Origin of the sequence: Nonomuraea aurantiaca, assembly GCF_020215705.1 — a bacterium.
Classification (GTDB): domain Bacteria; phylum Actinomycetota; class Actinomycetes; order Streptosporangiales; family Streptosporangiaceae; genus Nonomuraea; species Nonomuraea aurantiaca.
In genome coordinates this window covers 1-16,584 of record NZ_JAIWNB010000063.1, presented here as the reverse complement: position 1 = coordinate 16,584, position 16,584 = coordinate 1, and the positions used below count along the sequence as shown (strand labels likewise).

General features: G+C 67.5%; 17 protein-coding genes and 2 pseudogenes. 5 read left to right on the top strand and 14 right to left on the bottom strand.

The annotated features are described in order from the left end of the window. Positions 1-335: 335 nt before the first annotated feature. Positions 336-938 (bottom strand): recombinase family protein, encoded by a 603-nt coding sequence (locus LDL49_RS54775; protein WP_225302894.1) that lies wholly within the window; start codon positions 936-938, stop codon positions 336-338. Positions 939-1,083: 145 nt separating this feature from the next. Further along, positions 1,084-1,919 (bottom strand): IS5 family transposase gene (locus tag LDL49_RS54770; RefSeq protein WP_225302893.1). Its coding sequence is split into 2 segments (ribosomal slippage): positions 1,084-1,538 and positions 1,538-1,919, totalling 837 coding nucleotides; the frame shifts between segments, so codons are not numbered across the junction. Between the two features lie 355 nt (positions 1,920-2,274). Between LDL49_RS54770 and LDL49_RS54765 the strand changes: the two genes are divergently transcribed. Continuing rightward, positions 2,275-2,643, top strand: a complete 369-nt coding sequence (locus tag LDL49_RS54765; protein ID WP_225302892.1) for a hypothetical protein — start codon at positions 2,275-2,277, stop codon at positions 2,641-2,643. 239 nt (positions 2,644-2,882) lie between these two features. On the opposite strand, the gene LDL49_RS54760 is transcribed toward LDL49_RS54765, so the two are convergent. The 5 genes from LDL49_RS54760 to LDL49_RS54740 form a co-directional block, all read right to left on the bottom strand. After that, positions 2,883-3,329, bottom strand: coding sequence for a DUF6262 family protein (locus LDL49_RS54760; RefSeq protein ID WP_225302891.1), 447 nt, complete (start codon positions 3,327-3,329; stop codon positions 2,883-2,885). Further along, on the bottom strand, positions 3,319-3,969 hold the full coding sequence (locus tag LDL49_RS54755) for a tyrosine-type recombinase/integrase (RefSeq protein WP_225302896.1): 651 nt from the start codon (positions 3,967-3,969) through the stop codon (positions 3,319-3,321). The genes LDL49_RS54760 and LDL49_RS54755 overlap by 11 nt, the downstream gene beginning before the upstream one ends. After that, positions 3,966-4,814: a site-specific integrase gene (locus tag LDL49_RS54750; protein WP_225302890.1), complete on the bottom strand. Its 849-nt coding sequence runs from the start codon at positions 4,812-4,814 to the stop codon at positions 3,966-3,968. Before LDL49_RS54750 ends, LDL49_RS54755 begins: the two co-directional genes overlap by 4 nt. Positions 4,815-4,828: 14 nt before the next feature. Continuing rightward, on the bottom strand, positions 4,829-5,938 hold the full coding sequence (locus tag LDL49_RS54745; RefSeq protein ID WP_225302889.1) for a site-specific integrase: 1,110 nt from the start codon (positions 5,936-5,938) through the stop codon (positions 4,829-4,831). Between the two features lie 221 nt (positions 5,939-6,159). Next, positions 6,160-6,933: a GntR family transcriptional regulator gene (locus LDL49_RS54740; protein ID WP_225302888.1), complete on the bottom strand. Its 774-nt coding sequence runs from the start codon at positions 6,931-6,933 to the stop codon at positions 6,160-6,162. A gap of 123 nt (positions 6,934-7,056) precedes the next feature. Between LDL49_RS54740 and deoC the strand changes: the two genes are divergently transcribed. The 3 genes and pseudogenes from deoC to LDL49_RS54725 form a co-directional block, all read left to right on the top strand. Next, a complete protein-coding gene (gene deoC, locus LDL49_RS54735) occupies positions 7,057-7,797 on the top strand; it encodes a deoxyribose-phosphate aldolase (protein WP_225302887.1) in 741 nt (246 codons plus the stop codon). 289 nt (positions 7,798-8,086) lie between these two features. Beyond that, positions 8,087-9,724, top strand: coding sequence for a TnsB C-terminal domain-containing protein (locus tag LDL49_RS54730; RefSeq protein ID WP_225302886.1), 1,638 nt, complete (start codon positions 8,087-8,089; stop codon positions 9,722-9,724). 272 nt (positions 9,725-9,996) lie between these two features. Beyond that, positions 9,997-10,743 (top strand): annotated as a pseudogene (locus LDL49_RS54725) (AAA family ATPase); the annotation flags it as partial. Positions 10,744-11,195: 452 nt separating this feature from the next. Here LDL49_RS54725 and LDL49_RS54720 read toward each other — a convergent pair. From LDL49_RS54720 to LDL49_RS54695, 6 genes are all read right to left on the bottom strand, one after another. Continuing rightward, entirely contained in the window at positions 11,196-12,029 is an 834-nt protein-coding gene (locus LDL49_RS54720; protein WP_225302885.1) for an SDR family NAD(P)-dependent oxidoreductase, read from the bottom strand. Positions 12,030-12,226: 197 nt separating this feature from the next. Next, the gene (locus tag LDL49_RS54715; protein WP_308016315.1) at positions 12,227-12,559 is read right to left on the bottom strand and encodes an enoyl-CoA hydratase/isomerase family protein; all 333 of its coding nucleotides are present in this window, start codon (positions 12,557-12,559) and stop codon (positions 12,227-12,229) included. Between the two features lie 5 nt (positions 12,560-12,564). Further along, positions 12,565-13,392: a tyrosine-type recombinase/integrase gene (locus tag LDL49_RS59005; protein WP_225302883.1), complete on the bottom strand. Its 828-nt coding sequence runs from the start codon at positions 13,390-13,392 to the stop codon at positions 12,565-12,567. 297 nt (positions 13,393-13,689) lie between these two features. Further along, complete coding sequence (locus LDL49_RS54705) at positions 13,690-14,043, bottom strand: VOC family protein (RefSeq protein WP_225302882.1); 354 nt, start codon at positions 14,041-14,043, stop codon at positions 13,690-13,692. Between the two features lie 46 nt (positions 14,044-14,089). Continuing rightward, positions 14,090-14,809: an SDR family NAD(P)-dependent oxidoreductase gene (locus LDL49_RS54700; RefSeq protein WP_225302881.1), complete on the bottom strand. Its 720-nt coding sequence runs from the start codon at positions 14,807-14,809 to the stop codon at positions 14,090-14,092. After that, positions 14,802-15,332, bottom strand: a complete 531-nt coding sequence (locus tag LDL49_RS54695) for an SRPBCC family protein (protein WP_225302880.1) — start codon at positions 15,330-15,332, stop codon at positions 14,802-14,804. Before LDL49_RS54695 ends, LDL49_RS54700 begins: the two co-directional genes overlap by 8 nt. Here LDL49_RS54695 and LDL49_RS54690 point away from each other — a divergent pair. Further along, positions 15,306-15,872, top strand: a complete 567-nt coding sequence (locus LDL49_RS54690) for a winged helix-turn-helix transcriptional regulator (protein ID WP_225302879.1) — start codon at positions 15,306-15,308, stop codon at positions 15,870-15,872. The genes LDL49_RS54695 and LDL49_RS54690 overlap by 27 nt on opposite strands. 470 nt (positions 15,873-16,342) lie before the next feature. On the opposite strand, the pseudogene LDL49_RS54685 reads toward LDL49_RS54690, so the two are convergent. Next, positions 16,343-16,584 (bottom strand): annotated as a pseudogene (locus LDL49_RS54685) (ISAzo13 family transposase); the annotation flags it as partial.

Sequence of the window (16,584 nt, the reverse complement as noted above, 5' to 3'; positions counted from 1 at the left end):
CGTGACAGAACGGCCGTTCTCACGCGCAACGCGTTACGCGATCGCTACCACCCTCCATGCGGCCCCGGCCCCACTCGCACCTGGAAATCGCACTCCGTGACCGCTCCCCAGCAAATGCACCAGACCCGGCTTGATGGCGTGAGTTACCCGGCGGTATTTGGCGTCTTGTTGGTGGGGCCGCTCAGTGGGTGCGGGGGTTCTTGTGGCGGGTCTTGGCCATGACGTGGTTGACCGGGGCGGCGTCGATCTCGTCTTTGAGCAAGCACAGCAGTTGCAGGTAGGCGCTGGCAGCGCACCAGCGCGGCGGCCGTCTGGAGTACTTGATCGGCTGACGGCTACGCCTTCGCCGCGGTCTTCTTCTTCGGCTGGCGGGGCACCGTGGTCTCCCTGTTCAAGTGCCCGTACACCGTGGAGCGAGGCACGCCGAACAGATCGGCGATCTGCTGGACCGTCTTGACCCGCGCGTCGTACAGCTCCTGGGCGAGGGCGGCCTGCTCCGCGGAAAGCCGCGATCGGCGGCCGCCGACCTGGCCGCGCGCCCGCGCCGAGGCCAGGCCGTCCATCGTGTTCACCACGATCAGTTCACGCTGCAGCTCGGCCAGCACTGACAGCATGCCGAACATGGCGCGGCCTTCGACCGTCTCGGTGTCGATGCCCTGTTCGATCACGTGCAGGCCGATCTTCCGTTCACGAAGGTCCGCGCCGAGTGTCACCAGGTGCAGCACCGACCGCGACAGCCGATCCAGCCGGGTGACCTTCAACGTGTCGCCCTCGCGCAGCAGCTGTAGCACCAGATCGAGCTTCGGCCGCGAGGCCTTCGCCCCGGACGCCTTGTCGATGTGGATGTTCTCGCGAGAGGCTCCGGCGCGCAGGAGCGCGTCGATCTGGTGGTCGGGGTTCTGGTCTGCGGTTGAGACCCGCGCGTAGCCGAACAGCATGTGTCGGAATTTACTCTGCGGACCGTTCTCCGACATTGAAAGTCGACACGTGTTGTCGACACATTCGACCTGGGCATCTTGATCCGCCTTCAAAGTGTCGGCAGACGATCGTTATCTTGAGCCGTTAGGGCTCCTAACAGAAAGATCAGCGGACGAGGCGGCGCCAGCAGATGATGGCGGCGGCGAGGGTCATGAAGGCTTCGTGGATGTCGTCGCGGATCTCCCAGCGGATGCGCAGGCGGCGGAACCAGTGCAGGAGCGCGATCGTCTGTTCGGCGACCCAGCGGTGGATGCCCAGGCCGGAGCCGTGCGGGGTGCCGCGGCGAGCGATGCGCGGTTTGATGCCGGTGCGCCAGACCAGGCGGCGGTACTTGTCGTGGTCGTAGCCGCGGTCGGCGTACAGGCAGGCAGGTCGCTTGCGGGGCCGGCCTACTCGGCCCCGGACCGGCGGGATCGCCTTGATCAACGGGAGGAGCTGGGTGACGTCGTTGCGGTTGCCGCCGGTCAGGGATAAGGCGAGCGGGATGCCGTTGCCGTCGGCGATGACGTGGTGTTTCGAGCCCGGCTTGGCACGGTCGACCGGGCTCGGGCCGGTTTTGGGCCGCCCTTGAGCGCCCGGACGTGAGAGCTGTCGATCACCGCCTTGGACCAGTCGAGCTGGTCGGCCGCGTGCAGTTCGGCGAGCAGGAGCCGGTGCAGCCTGTCCCACACACCGGCCTGGTGCCAGTCACGCAGCCGCCGCCAGCACGTCATGCCCGAGCCGAAGCCCAGCTCCTGCGGCAGAAACTCCCACGGGATGGCGGTGTAGAGCACGAACAAGATCCCGCACAACGCCTTACGGTCATCCAGACGCTTGCGCCCCGGATGATGGGTGCGCCGCTGGACCTTCGGCAACAACGGCTCAATCCGCTCCCACAAGCTGTCCGAGACGATCCACGGTAGCTGCTCGCCCTTCCTCACACCCCACCCAACGACAATCATCACCGTAAGGATGCGGGCAATCCCATTCTGTTATGACCTCTTAGTCCGCCAAGGTCTCCGACCTGCACTGGCTCGTCGAGGGCACTGTCTTTTACGAGCCAGTGGGTCTTCATGGGCAGGGGCAGCGGAGGGGGCAAACGTTATTGAACAGCGACGCCTTTTGGGAGGGACTCGCTGCCGGTCTGGGGGTGGCTGCATGCCAGAGGCGCACTCAGGGCCCGCTTGAGCGTGGTCGACCGGGCCACCATGGCGCAGATCCGCGAGGTCGTGCTCACCATACCCAACGACGTGGCACAGTTTTGATCATGATGTTCTAGCGGTTCGAGAAAGCACTGCTGATCGATAGGGTGAGCGGATGTCCTGGACGCTCGAAACCCCGAACGGCGAGTCGTTGGACGTCAACGCGTGGAACTGGCGGCCGACTCTGGAACTGCTAAAGAAGTCCGGCACCCTGGACGCCGACACGACCGAGTTGCTGGGTTACCACAGCGACATGGAACTGACCGGTGAGCAGGCCCAGCGGATCGCCACCTTTTTGGAGACCTACCTAGCGAACATCCCCGCTGGCGGACGGGTCCTCCACGACGGATTGATCACCACGGAACCCGACACGTTTGAATTCCACCGTGATGACCTCGACCGCAACTATTCCGCGACGGTTGAATGGCTGACCTGCTTCCGCGAGTTCTGCCGCACCGCGACAGACGGCTTCACCGCTGGCTGAGCCGGTCGGGCACCTCCACCCGCTCGATCTCGCGGCGCAGTTGGGCCCCTTCCGTGAGGCGGCAGTGGCCCGCCGAACAGCAGCGCCGCCTGCTCAACCGCGCATAGGCGAAGCCTTGGACGAGGTCGCCCCAAAACGAACGTTATCTTGAGCTCCGAAGCAGCGTGCGTCGTTGACCTGGGGCGATGCGGTGAGGACAGTGCTCATGAGGCAGCTCAGGAGGCTGCCTGTGGGCCCTGTCAGCAGGGCCCGATCGTTGCCGAACCGCGACCTTGGCGGCGGGCCGTCGGGACGGCCGGGCTCTGGAGCCGGGTGGCGCGGAGATCGCCGAGCGCGCGGGCGAGTTGTTCTCGGAGCTGGCGGTTCTCCTCGGTGAGGCGGCGGTTGCGCTCGTTGGCGGCTTCCAGCCGCCGACGGAGCGAGGCATCGGATGCTCGTTGCCGGACCGGGACCGGCGTGGCGGAGGCACGCTGTCGTTCAGAGCGCAGACGTTCGATCTCGGCGCGCAGGTCTGGCTGGGTGTAGAGCCAGGACCGTGAGACGCCGGCAGCACGAGCCACGATGTCGAAGGTGACGGCCGTGCCCTGGGCGTCGATCGCGCGAAGTGCCTGGATCGCCTTGGCCCGGGTGTACTCGTGCCGGTTGCGGGCAGCGGCGAGGATGTGGCGGGAGTTGTTAGCCCGCATCGCTCACCTCCGTGCCATCGGGAGCTTCGTCGACCTCGAGGGCGGTAATGATCCGGTCGAGGTTGCCGAGGACCTGCTGGTTCATCTCGATGACGCGGAGCTGGCCGCGGGCCTCGGCGGCCGAGACGATCTGCAGGAGCTGTTGGCGCTGCTGCCGGTGCTGAGGCAGGAACTCCGATGTCGTCACGAACATCGGGCACGTCAAGCAGGCATTGGCGTGTGGACAGGTCTTCTGCACCGGCAGGCCGCAGAAGCCATTGGGTAGGGCCTGGGTGACCCGGCCGAGACGCTGCTTGGCCCAGGCCGCCTCGGCCACGGGCCCTTCGGGGTCGAGAGTGACGGCTTGGCCGGTGATGTCGACCTTGCGGGCCCGCTCCCAATGCCGGCGGATGGTGGTGTCGCTCAGCCGGGCGTAGTGCGCCGTCATCATGTGGGAGTCGTGGTCGAGGATCCGGCGCACGACTTCCTGCGGGACGTCCCGGTTGATCAGCCGGGTCCCCAGCGTGTGACGGAACTGGTGAGGGGTGACCTTCACGAGGCGGCCGTGTTCGTCACGGACGTCGCATGCCTTCAACCACTGGTGCATCGCGGTCCGGTAGACGTTGTCGTCCGTGGGCTCGTGCCCTTCTGAGTTCTTCAGGAGTCGCGGGAAGAGAACCGGAGTGCCGTGTGGCCAGCGATCACGGAGGCGGCGCTGGTGATCTCGGATCTCGCGTTCGAGTTCCTCGTCGATGGGGACGAGCCTTCACGTTTCATCTTGTGGTTCAGATAGCGCAGATAGGGGGCGCCGTCGGCGTCGTGGACGATGCAGTCGTGCGGTAGCCGCACCGTGTCGGTGATCCTCAGTCCGCAGCGCATCAGGATGAGCGTGACCAGCCGGTGGGCCGGGTTCTTCCAGCGGTCCAGGTTCGAGGGGTGCTCCAGCTGTGTCATCACGGTTTCGCTCAGCGCCCGGGGCAACCGCTCGTCGCGACGGGGAAAGTCCTCGTGGAAGAACACAGCGCTAGCGGGCAGGGTGTCGTCCCAGCCATGCTGGCGAATGGCCAGGAAGAAGAGGTTGAGCTGCCCGATGAAGTGCCGGTGCACCACTCGCCCCGCGTAGTCGACGTGCAGCTGGGCGAGATACCGCTCCAGCAGCGGCCGGTTCACCTGATCAAGGCGGACGACGCAGACCGCCGGCGATGCGAGGAACTGTGCGAAGTAGGTGAGGACTCGTGTGCCAGAAGCTGCCGATTCGGCGCCAAGCCCAGTGCTGAGCCGCCACCGGGCCCACCGCTTGGCCAGATCCTTCAGCCAGGGCTGTGGGATCTGGTCGAAGAGGATATGGGCGACCTTGGCCTTGATCCCCAGCTCGCGCAGCCGCCAGACGTCCCGGTCGTACTCGCTGTCCCAGCCGCATCGCCGGCTGGATTCCTCGGTGCGCTGCCCTGCATGGAGCTGGAACTCGGGACGTTCGGGCCCTGCCTCTCCCGGGTCGGCGGGCATGTGCGAGCTCTCGCTCACAGCCGTACCTCCGTGCCGTCGAACCAGCCGGCGGCCTCCAGTGCCTTCCGAGCATCTTCGGCGGTGAGGTGCCCATAGGTGTCGGTCGTGGTGGTCAGGCAGGCGTGTCCGAGGAGCTTGCTGACGACCTCGACCGGGGTGCCGCCGCGCAGCAGCCTGGTGGCGTAGGTGTGGCGGCACCAGTGGGGGTCGTAGTCGATGCCGATCCTGCGGCGGAGCCGTCTGACCAGGTCGTAGACGGCCGCATAGGTCATCGCGTGCCCGCGCGGGGCGGCCCAGAGGTTGACGAAGACGTAGTCGGAGTCGAGATCGCCGTACTCGGCGTGCATGTAGTCGGCGTAGAGACGGATCAGCTCGGCGCCGACGGAGACGGTCCTGCCCGTCGCCGACTTGGTGCGCGCGCCGTTGTCATTGAGCCGCGGCACTACCGACAGTTCGCGCTCGGCGACAGCCCAGTCCTCGTGCCGCAGCCCGAGGGCCTCGCCGATCCGCATGCCCGAGTCGAACAAGACGGCGAACAGCAGCCGGTCCCGCAGCCGCTCGCAGGCGTCCAGGATGGCCTGGGCCTCGGCCGCGCTGAGGATGCGCGGGAGCTTCTTCGCCGCCTTGAGTGAGATCGCCCGCCGTTGCTGTGGCCGGCCCTTGGAGACATGATGCAGGAACGGCCTCCAGGCGGCGCTTCGGTGACCGGCCGGCTGCCACGTCGTCAGCAGCTCGCCCAGGTCGACGCCGTGGCGGGCCGCGTGCTGGTAGAAGGCGCTGACCGCCGAGAGCTTCCGGTTGATCGTGGCTTCCCCGCAGTGGTGCTCGACCGACGGCAGCACCGTGACCGCCCCGGCCCGGGCCGCGGGCGGCAGCCGCAGCCAGGCGACGAACTCACCGACGTCCTCAAGGCGCACCTCGCGCCAGTCCAGCCCGCGCATAGCAAGGAAGGAGAACCAGTCCTTCAGGTCGTGCGCGTAGGCCTTGACCGTGTTCGGGGAGCGCTCGATGTCGGTGAGGTAGGCCAGGTAGCGCTCGACCGGCTCGACGGGAACGGCGTCGTCGCCGAGCACCGTCCACGACTCAACCGGCGAGGCAGGCATCACCACGCGCTGTACGAGCATCGGACCTCCGGGCAATCTGCGTGACGGACGGCGGCAGATAACCACATCCACCATGCAGAATTCGAGGCCTCACCAGGGCTTGCTCAACGTCGAGGACGCCCTTCGGGCGGCTCAAGATAACGGTCGTTTCCCGACACCGTATGGCGCCGCTTGAGTTGTTCCGTTGCGCCGTTCCAAGACCTTGCCCGACACGACCGGGTGCTTGGAGGCCGGGTGAGGCGTCAGGCTGGGCAACTCACCGCGTCGCCGCCGCTGTCGGCCGGGTGCGAGGGGTGTCCGGGTGCGGAGACGGAGAAGTCGACCTTTAGCGCGTAGCGGTGCGCCACGTAGGAGCTGATCGTGTATTCGAGGGGGTTCCCATGCTGGTCGATGATGGAGCGCGTTTCGACGAGCATCGGCGTGGTGGGAGCGACGTCGAGTTGGGGTGCATCGTCGTCGGCTGTACGCGCCGTGAGGACGGAGGAGCCGAGGGTCGGGTGCAGTCCTGTGCGGCGGAGGGTCTGGTGCAGTGATCCGGTCTCCAGGTCGGCGGTGAGCAGCGCGGCGAGGGCGGCAGGGAACGTGGCGTGTTCGATGGCCATGGGCAGGTCGTCGAAGAGTCGGACGCGGCTGATGGCGACCACGGACGCGGGTTGCGTGGTGAGAGCCGGGTAGAGGGCGGCCGTCTCCTGGGGGGAGGCGGGGCGCACGGCGGCTTCCAGGACTCGGGAACGTGGTGTCCTGCCAAGGGCGAGGGCCTGGTCGTGGAAGCTCAGCAGGGTGCCGACCGGCCGGGCGGCGGCGGCCTGGCGCACGAAGCTGCCTCGCCCGGGCACCCGCTCTAGCAGGCCGTCGCGTTCCAGTCGGACCAGAGCGGCGCGCGCCGTCATCCGGGAGACGCCGAACTCCTGCGCCAGCTGTGATTCGGAGGGGAACGGATCGCCGTCGCTGGCGCCTTCGAGGCGCCGGCGCAGTTGCTTCTCGATGCGCTCGTACAGCGGTTGCGACGCGGCCATGGCGGGTGTGTTCCTCCTCAGTCGGATGGTGTCGGCTCCCAGTGTGACGCCGGTCGACACCGTCACCTAGGTCTGTATAGGCTGTATATACAGCTTATCTCAGGCGACCTGGAGGAGACCATCATGTCCGTTGCCTCGATCGACGTCCCGCGCTGGGAGGGCACCCTGCCCTCACGCGAGGAGGTGGCGAAGATGATCGACCACTCGCTGCTGCGACCCGAACTGACTCCGGCCGAGGTCGAGGACGGCCTGGCGACTGCCTTGGAGTACCGCACGGCGTCGGTGTGCGTGCGGCCCGCCGACGTGGCGGCTGCGGCCACCGCGCTGCGCGGCAGCCGGGTTCGCGTCGGCACGGTCGTCGGCTTCCCGCACGGCGGCAGCACCATGCAGGCGAAGGTCTTCGAGACCACCGAACTGATCTGCCTGGGGGCGGAGGAGATCGACATGGTGATCAACATCGGTCGCCTGCGCGGTGGCGACGTCGCGTTCGTCCAGAACGAGATCGCCGCCGTCGTCCAGGCCGCCGAGGGACGCCCCGTCAAAGTGATCTTCGAGAACGCCTACCTGACCGACCAATACAAGACCGCCGGGTACAAGGCCGCCGAGACCGCGGGCGCGGCCTTCGTCAAGACCAGCACCGGGTTCGCCCCCGGCGGGGCGACGGCCGCCGACATTGCCCTGATGCGACGCACCGTGTCCTCCCACATGCAGGTCAAGGCCGCCGGAGGCGTTCGCACCCTGGACGCGCTCCTACACATGCACCGGCTCGGCGCCACCCGCTTCGGAGCCACGGCCACTGCGGCGATCCTCGACGACCTCGAAAGCCGCCGCAACGGCAACCCGCTCACCGCGAGCGCGCAATAACCTGCCTGTTCGCAGACACGAGATGCTGGACACCGAGGGCCCTTCGAGAGTCAGCCCGACCAGCCCCCGCAACCAGTTCGCCAACACCCGCCGCATCTACGGCCTCGAGAGAGGAAGCCCTCGGCGTTCTGGTCATCGAGATCGAACTCCTCGACCCGCCGTCCCTTGCGTAGGTTCGCGACACGTCCGCCCGGATCGGGATGGTTTCTCCGGGTAACAGCACCGGTCACCTCGCCGCTGCCCTGTGGCGGCCTGGCGCGACCTCCCACCTCAGGGTCACCATGAAGCAATGAGCGCCGAACCACCCGACGCCGGTCCCACGGCCCCGCCCGGCGACACCCCAGCGGGCGGGATCGACGCGACACCGGTGGCGCTGGCACGGTACCGGGTTCTGGTGCCGCATCTGTACGACGGGGTGACGCTCAAGGCGGCCGCCGCCAGCGGCGGCGTGCCGTACCGGACGGCGCAGCGCTGGCTGGCCGCCTACAAACAGGACGGCTTGCAGGGCCTGGCCAGGGCCGACCGCTCCGACAAGGGGCGCCGCAGGCTACCCAGCGAGCTGATCGCTTTCATCGAGGGACTGGCGCTCAAGCCGCCCCGTCCGACCATCGCGAAGATCCATCGGCAGGCCGTCAGCGTGGCCGCCCAGCGTGGCTGGCCGCGGCCGGGGTATGGATCCGTGCACGAGATCGTGACCGGCATCGACCCGGCACTGCAGGTCATGGCGCACGAAGGGACCAAACGGTACCGGGAGGTGTATGAGCTGGTGCACCGGCGGGAAGCGTCCAAGCCGAACGATATCTGGCAAGCCGATCACACTGAGCTGGACATCTGGGTGATCGACTCCTCCGGCAAGCCCGCCCGGCCGTGGCTGACGGCCATCGAGGACGACCACTCCCGCGCCGTCGCCGGCTACGCCGTCAACCTCGAAGCCCCCTCCGCGCTGACGACCGCGCTGGCCTTTCGGCACGCGATCTGGCGCAAGAGCGAACCGGACTGGCACGTGTGCGGCATCCCCGATGTCTTCCACCTCGACCACGGCTCCGACTTTACCTCCCTGCACCTGGAACAGGTGATGGCCGATCTGCGCGTCCGTCCGGTGTTTACCAAGAAGGGCCAGCCGCACGGCCACGGGAAGATCGAGCGGCTGATCGGCACCGTCAACCAGATGTGCCTGGCCCACCTGCCCGGCTATGCTCCGCGCGGCACCCCCGACCGCGCCAGTCAGGCGCAGCTCACCCTCACGCAGCTCGACGCCGCGATCGGCCGGTTCATCCGCGAGGTCTACAACCAGCGCCCCCACTCCGAAACCAAGACGCCACCCCAGCAGCGGTGGGAGGCTAGCGCGTTCATCCCGCGCATGCCCACCTCCCTCGAACAACTCGACCTGCTGCTGTCCACCGTTGCCAAACCCCGCAAGATCCACACCGACGGAATCCACTTCCTGAACCTGCGCTACATCGACCCCGTCCTGGCCGACTACGTCACCAAACAGGCCACTATCCGCTACGACCCCCGCGACATCACCGAGATCCGCGTCTACCTGCGCACCCTGGACGGCGAGACGTTCCTGTGCCGAGCCATCTGCCCCGAGCTGTCCGGCGAGACCATCAGCCTCAAAGAGATCACCGCCGCCCGCAACGCCCGCCGCAAACAGCTACGCGGCACGCTGACCAGCCGCTCCGCCGTCGTCGACAGGCTCCTGGCCGCCCACAACGAACCCCTCCCCGCCGCCTACCCCACCGCCGCGCGCGCCGAGCTCAGCAATTGGGCGACCCCCGACGAAACCACCAGCAGCGGCCCTGGCTCCGACCACGCCCACGACCGTCCGAAACTCATCCAGGCGGGCCTCCCCGACCCCGAGCAGGCCGCCCCCATCGCTACCCGCGATGACGCTCCGCGACTCAAACGCTACTGGAATGAGTGAGGCTGCAGCCGTTCGGATAGACCACCGAGCGTGGAGCGACACGACGACGAACCCGACGAGATCCCCGACCCACCGGAGCCGACACCCGCCGACTCCGCCACCCCCACCGGCGCACGACACTACGCCAGCGACCGCCTCCCACCACCCGAACCTGCCGGGCACACCCCCGCCATGAACGGCGGCACCGTACCCGGACCCGCGCCGATCATGGCGGATTCAAGGAACACAAACGGTTCCTTGAATCCGCCGACGCCGTCCGCCGCAAACGCTACGTCGGCCTGTGCTTCGGCGCCCCCGGCGTCGGCAAGACCGAATCGGCCCGCACCTACGCCAAGTGGGACCAGCTCGCTCCTCACCTCGCCGGCGTCCGCGCCACCGGCAGCGACGCGGACGACGCCGACGTCGGCGACGTGCTGTCCGCCCGCGCCGTCATGTACACCCCCAAAGTCCACTCAACCCCGCAAAACCTCGACAAGGAGATCTCCTACCTGTGTGACCGGCTCGGCTGGACCGTCGAACTCATGCTCCAGACCGGCCGCGGCAACGGCGAGCGCCCCAGCCTGGGCAGCAGCCCGGCCAGCGCGGGACACGCCGAACTCCTCATCGTGGACGAAGCGGACAGACTCAAGACCGCCGCGCCTGAGCAACTGCGCGACCACCACGACCGCACCGGGATCGGCCTCATCCTCATCGGCATGCCCGGCATCGAAAAACGCCTCGCCCGCTACCCCCAGCTCTACTCCCGCGTCGGCTTCGTCCACCACTACAAGCCCCTGTCCACCGACGAACAAGCATTCGTCCTCGCCCGCCATTGGCCCCACCTCGGCCTCGGAAACTCCGACGACTTCGCCACCACTGAAGCCATCGCCGCCATCACCCGCATCACCAACGGCAACTTCCGGCTCACCACGCGCCTCGTCGACCAGATCGAACGAGTCCTGGAAATCAACCAGCTGAGCACCGTGACCAAAGAAGTCGTCGAGGCCGCCCGCGAGAACCTCGTCATCGGAATCATGTGAGGCCACCGGCCACCAACAGCCGAGATCTACCAGGCGCCATGCCGTCGGGCGGCCCTCTGTGCAGTGCTCAGGGCCGCCCGACGGCGTTTTGACGAACCCTTAAACACAACCCGGCTCGGCCCGCGAACGCCAAATACCGCCGGGTAACTCATGCCACCAAGCCATCAAAGTCACAGCCAGGAGGGATGAGAAGGTAAACCGATGCCGTGCGGCCGACGAAGGAGGTCGTGCGGCGTTCGATCGCCCCAGCCCTGTCCGAGCTGTGCCATCGCAGGGCGATCGTCGGGCGGTGTCGGCGTACGGCTTGAAGTGCAGAAGCGCGTACGGATAACGTGCAGGCCGCGCGTACGACGGTGTGCCCGTGGGGAGCCCGCGGGCATCCGCGACGAGGAGAGCTGCGAAGGTGTGGAGCGCTCAGGGCGCTCCACCGAGATGCCCAGGCATGCAGGATGTCATTGCCAGGGGCGGACCTGGCCGAACTGAACGAGCTCGCCGTAGGTTTCCGGACGAACCGGGTCGAGAGCCAGCCTGAGCAGGGCGACGGCGGCCTCGGAGGGCGTCTGGGCCTGCTCCATGTTCTCAAACCAAGGCCGCGAGGCAGCGGTGTCCACCAGCCCCGGGCAAACCGCCGCGACCAGCGTCCCGTCTGCCTTGTCCTGATCACGACGCTCGCGGGCCAACACCCGAACGCTGGCAACCTGACCCACCTTTGAGGGGATATTGATCCACTCGGGCCAGCCCTCGGCGGCAGCCGTCCCGGCCAGCACCGCGTCCCGCCAGGCCAGCATCGTCGCGTCGACGTCTTCCAGCGACATCGTCTCGGTGTCGAATCGCCCATGGAGAACCGCAGGCAGGCTGCGGAGGGTCCCGAAGTCACTGGCTACCACCAGCAGCCGACCGCCCGGCCGCACGATGGGAGAAAACGCCCGCAACATGCGTGTGGTGCCCAGATTGTTGGTCTCCACGAATGGCACTACCAGCTCGGCCCAAGGCGTGTCCGGAGTCAGCCGCGCCGCCGCATTGGAGAACACGATGTCCACCCCGCCGTGCCGCTGCCGCAGCATGTCGGCGAACGCGACGATCGCGGTGTCATCGGTCACGTCCAGCACATGCGTGCGGATCTCAGCGCCCGGCCCGGTGATGCGCCCCGCCGCCTCTCGCAGCCGGTCGGCGTCACGACCGGTCAGGTAGACGATGTCGGCTGCGGCGAGGTGCTGCGCCAACCCTTCTGCGAGAGCGAACCCCAGTCCCTGGTTGGCCCCTGTGACCACAGCGATACGACCCATAGCCACACATCCTGCCATTGCCGGGCACCGATCGGTTGCCTGGATCCGATCTCCTCGGCGGCCATGTCCTGAGCCTTAAACGGTGGTAGCTCGAGCACGCGGTTTCGGCCAGGGTAAGTGACCATGTGTCATGGTGCTGGGCGGTGCATAAGTGAGGCTTCAGGCGGCATTCAGACAGCGCCTTGCTGGCGCTGGAGTCATTTGGAGTCGCGCCCGTTGGCCTTGCCTGAGCTGATGCCGAACATCTCGTGGGCCAGGCCGAATCCGAAATCTTGAACCAGGCGGCGCTTCCAGGGCCGTTGGAGGATGGCGTGAGTGAGGCGGCGGGTGGCCCGTGGTCTCTGCATGATCATCTCGGCGATTTCCCACGCCCGAGGTAGTAGCCGTTCTTGCGGCAAGACCTCGTTTACCAGCCCCAATTGCAGAGCGGTGGGAGCGTCGATCTGCTCGCTGGTGTACAGGTAGTAGGCGGCCCGCTTGGTGCCCATCAGCTCCTGGAAGCTGAGATGCTGGCCGTCGCCGGGTGCCACGCCGGTCAGGAAGTGGGGGTCGGCAACAGCCCGCCCGAGTCGGGGCCGCGGACGGTCAGCCACGCCTCGATCCGGCCGACCGCACTGGAGGTGAGGTAGACGTACCGTTCCTTGTTCCGCTTGCCGTGGCGGATGCGCAGGGACCGGTCGGCCGGGTCGTAGTCGGCCAGTGCCACGCCGGCCAGCTCGGACCGGCGGGCGGCGGTCGAGTACAGGGCCGCCAGCAGGGCCGCGTCCCGCAACGCCGTACGGCGCAGCCGCTCGCGGTGCGCGTCGTCGTCGACGTCTTGGGGGTCGGGGTTGAGGTCGGCGTCGCAGGCCGCGAACAGCGCCCCCACCCGCTCGACGGGCAGGTGCCTGCCCTTGGCGAGCCGCGTCCCCGAGAACTGGCCGACGCGCTGGGCGCGGTCGCGCTCGTCGGCGTTCATGAGGCCGAGCAGCCACGCCCGGTCGAGGACCTGGCGCAGGGCGACGATGTGCTTGTTCCGGTACGCGGTCGACCACGGCTCGGGATCGGCGTCCTTCTTGCGGGTGGTCGCCGCGGCGATCAGGGCACGGATGTGCTGGGTGTGCTCGGCCCGCAGCAGGTGCCATTGGACGGTCTCCCCGGTGATGGCTCGCGCGGCCGGGTCCGGCTTCCCCGCGGGGTCGCGGCCGGCCATGAGGCGGGCGATCCGGTCGAGGCAGCCCTTCATGGTGCGGCGGGATTCGGCACTGTCGAGGCTGTCGAGGTAGGCCCAGTACGGGTTCTTGCCTCGATCGACCGCCGCCACCACGGCGGGCAGCCCCTCAGCGCCGTCCGCTGTGGCGAGCACGAGCAGGTTCTCGCTCACTGCGGCCTCAGCCGGAACGTCACGCGCAGCAGGTAGCGATCTCGCCCCCCCGTGCCACTGCGGGCCGGGTGGGCTCGCCGTCATCCTTACGGGCGCCGGTCCAGTACCGGACGGGCGTGCCGGATGTCCCGTAGTTGCGTGGATGGGTCCTTTACTACGTCCTGGGCCTACGTCCTGACGCGCTCGGGGTCACAGTGCCGAGCGCGTCAGAACGATGATCATAGTGGTTTTGTCGGCGGGAATTCGGAGTTACGGGCCTACATGCAAGATCCCCTGCACAGGCGGCCTGGGCTGGTTCTATGCGCCCTGCTTGAACTGGATGATCTGGAGGTAGTTCCCGTCGGGGTCGACGAATGTCCCGAAGCGGCCGGAGGGGCGGTCCTCGGGGGGAGCGAGCCATTCCACTCCGGCCGCCCGGAGCTGCCTCTCCACGGCGTCGAAGTCATCGACGTGGAAGTTGAGGATCATCCGGCCCGGTTCGCCGTTCTTCGGGCCGACGTCGTCACGCTGGTCGATGACCAGCAAAAAGCCGCCGAGGTTGATCGCGCCTTCACCCTCCTGTTCTGGTGCGAGGGCTCTGCGGTACCAGTCGCGCAGTTTGGCCGGGTCGGTGGTGCCGAGAAGAATGCTGCCCGGGGGCAAAGTGGTCATGGAAGTCTCCGTGTCGTCAGGCGGGGATGGGTGCGGTGCTGTCGGGCTAAGGGACCAAGGCGGCGTACTCGCGCTCCAGCGCCTTGGCGGGACTGCGACGCCAGCCGGGGGCCATGGTCTGGGACATGGGGTCGGGGAAGACGTCCTCCTCCTGGTTCACCACGGCGTCGAGGATGGCCGCAGCGACCGATTCCGGTGAGGCCTTCGGGGCGTCGAAGTCGCGGGACATGTCGGTGTCCGTCGGGCCGATAAAAACGGCGTGGACCCGTACGCCGCGACCGGCCAGCAGGGCCCGCTGCGCCTGCGTCATCGAGAACGCGGCCGCCTTCGAGATCGAGTAGGCCGGGACCATGGGCAGCGGAGCGAAGGCTGCCACCGACAGGTGATTGACGACGGCGCCGCGCGAACGGGCCAGCTGTGGCAGGAAGGCCTGCGTCATGCGGTGAGTGCCAAACAAGTTGACGGCGAGATGGCTTTCGAGCGCGGCGGGATCGTTGAGCTCGTCGTACTGGGCTAGGCCGGCGTTGTTGATGAGGATGTCGAGAGTCGTGATCGTCTGAGCGGCCTTCTGCGTCTGTGCCGCGTCGGTCACGTCGAGGATCAAGTTCGTAACCCGTGGGTCGGGGTGAGCGAAGGGCGCGCGGGTGCCTGCGTACACCCGGGCGGCGTCCCTGCGTAGGGCCTCCTCGACCAGTGCTCTGCCGATTCCGCGGTTGGCGCCGCTGATCAGGATGGTCTTGCCTGTGATCGTGATGGGCTCAGGCATCGGCCGGCTCCACACGTGCGACGCGGGCGGCGCTGGCGGACTGCTGGTGGGCGGGGATGTCCCCGCCCTCCTTCGGGTTGGGCTGTCCTCGGCCGGTGGTGATCAGGTTGCGCAGGCTGCCGTCGATGTAGCCGCTCCACGCGTTGGTACACACGTCGTAGCACTCGTACTGCGGGACCAGGCCTACGTGGGTGAAGCGGATCTCGGCGCCGCCGTCCCTGTCGGTGATCTCGAAGACGATGTCGGTGCCCTTCCACTCGCTCTGGTCGCCGATGAAGTTGAAGTGGTTGTCCAGGACACGCCAGGCGACCCTCCGGCCGGGCAGGAGTTCCGTGATCTGGATCGTGCAGCGGTGGACGTCCTCGTAGTGGTGGTAGAACACGGCGCCGGCCTGGTCGGTGACGCCCTTGACGTCTTCGGACCACCAGCCGCGGACGTTGGTGACGGCCTCGAAGGCTTCCTGCGGACTCTTGTCCACCTTGAAGGTGGTGGTGAAGTGCTGCTGCTCATCTACTTGCATCATGCAAGCTATCGTAGAGTCATGCGCTTTCATGATGCAAGCGGTCTGGCTAAGATTGTGCGCATGTTAGGGAAGAGCTACGAGTCTCAGGCGTGCTCCATCGCGCGCGCCCTAGAGGTGGTCGGCGAACGCTGGAGCCTGCTCATCGTGCGCGAAGCCCTGTTCGGCGAAGCGACCCGCTACCGCGAATTCCAGCGCCGGCTGGGCATCGCATCGAACGTGCTCAAGACGCGCCTGGACGGCTTCGTGGAGGCGGGGATCATGCGCCGCCAAAAATCCTCCGAGCAGCCCGAACTGTACGAGTATCTGCTGACCGACAAAGGGCGCGCGCTCGCGCCCGCGCTGGTCGCGCTCTCCGAATGGGGCGACGAGTGGGCGACCGAGGGGGAGCCGCCGATCCTCTACACCCATGCCACCTGCGGCAACGACGTCACCCAGCAGACGATGTGCGTCCATTGCGGTCGCGTGAACGGATCGACCGAGATCAAGGCCGTGATCGGACCTGGCCATCCCTCACGGGCTCCCCTCCGCGGAGGAGGTTAGCGCGAATGACTGGGCCCGTCGTGCGGTAACCCTTCAGAGAAGGCCCCTCCCAACGACGCACGGCGCTTCCTCACATGGCTCACCACGGACGAGTTCGGCCTGAGCGGCGTCAGCTACCTCGTGCTCGGCTGCGGGCTGGACTGGGCGGCCATCTTTCAGCATGTCCCCACGCTTGCTGTCCAGGCCGGACCGGACAGTCACGTCGATCGCGAGGGATCTGGGGATCAGCCGCTAGACGCTGCGGCTATGGGTGCGCGCCGCGCAAGCCCGCGGCGAGGGCAGACAAGGCGCGGCCGGAGGTGCCGCTGCTGGTAAGTCTGCTTCGTCTGGACACCTACCCTCGGACGACGTGCGGAAGAGGAGAACAAGCAGCTCAGGGCTCGGATCCGGGAGCTTGAGCAAGAGCGGGACATTCTGCGCAGGGCCGCCAAGCTTTTCGCGGGCGAGACGAACTGGTGAGGATCCGTCAACTAACTACTGCCCGATTTGATGTTGGTTTCGTAGGCGGTGATCTCGTTCTGGAGTGCCTCGATCGAGCGGGGTGGGTGGGTTCGGCGGCGGGGCTGGGCGAGGATTGCGGCGAGTTCGGGGGCCGCGAAGCCCAGCAGAGGCCGGGTCCGGTGGGCGTGGTAGCTGAGGGTGTTGCGGTCTCGGCCGAGTAGCCGGGCTGCCAGGGTGAGCGTGACGGTGTTGCGGTGGCTCAGGACAGCAG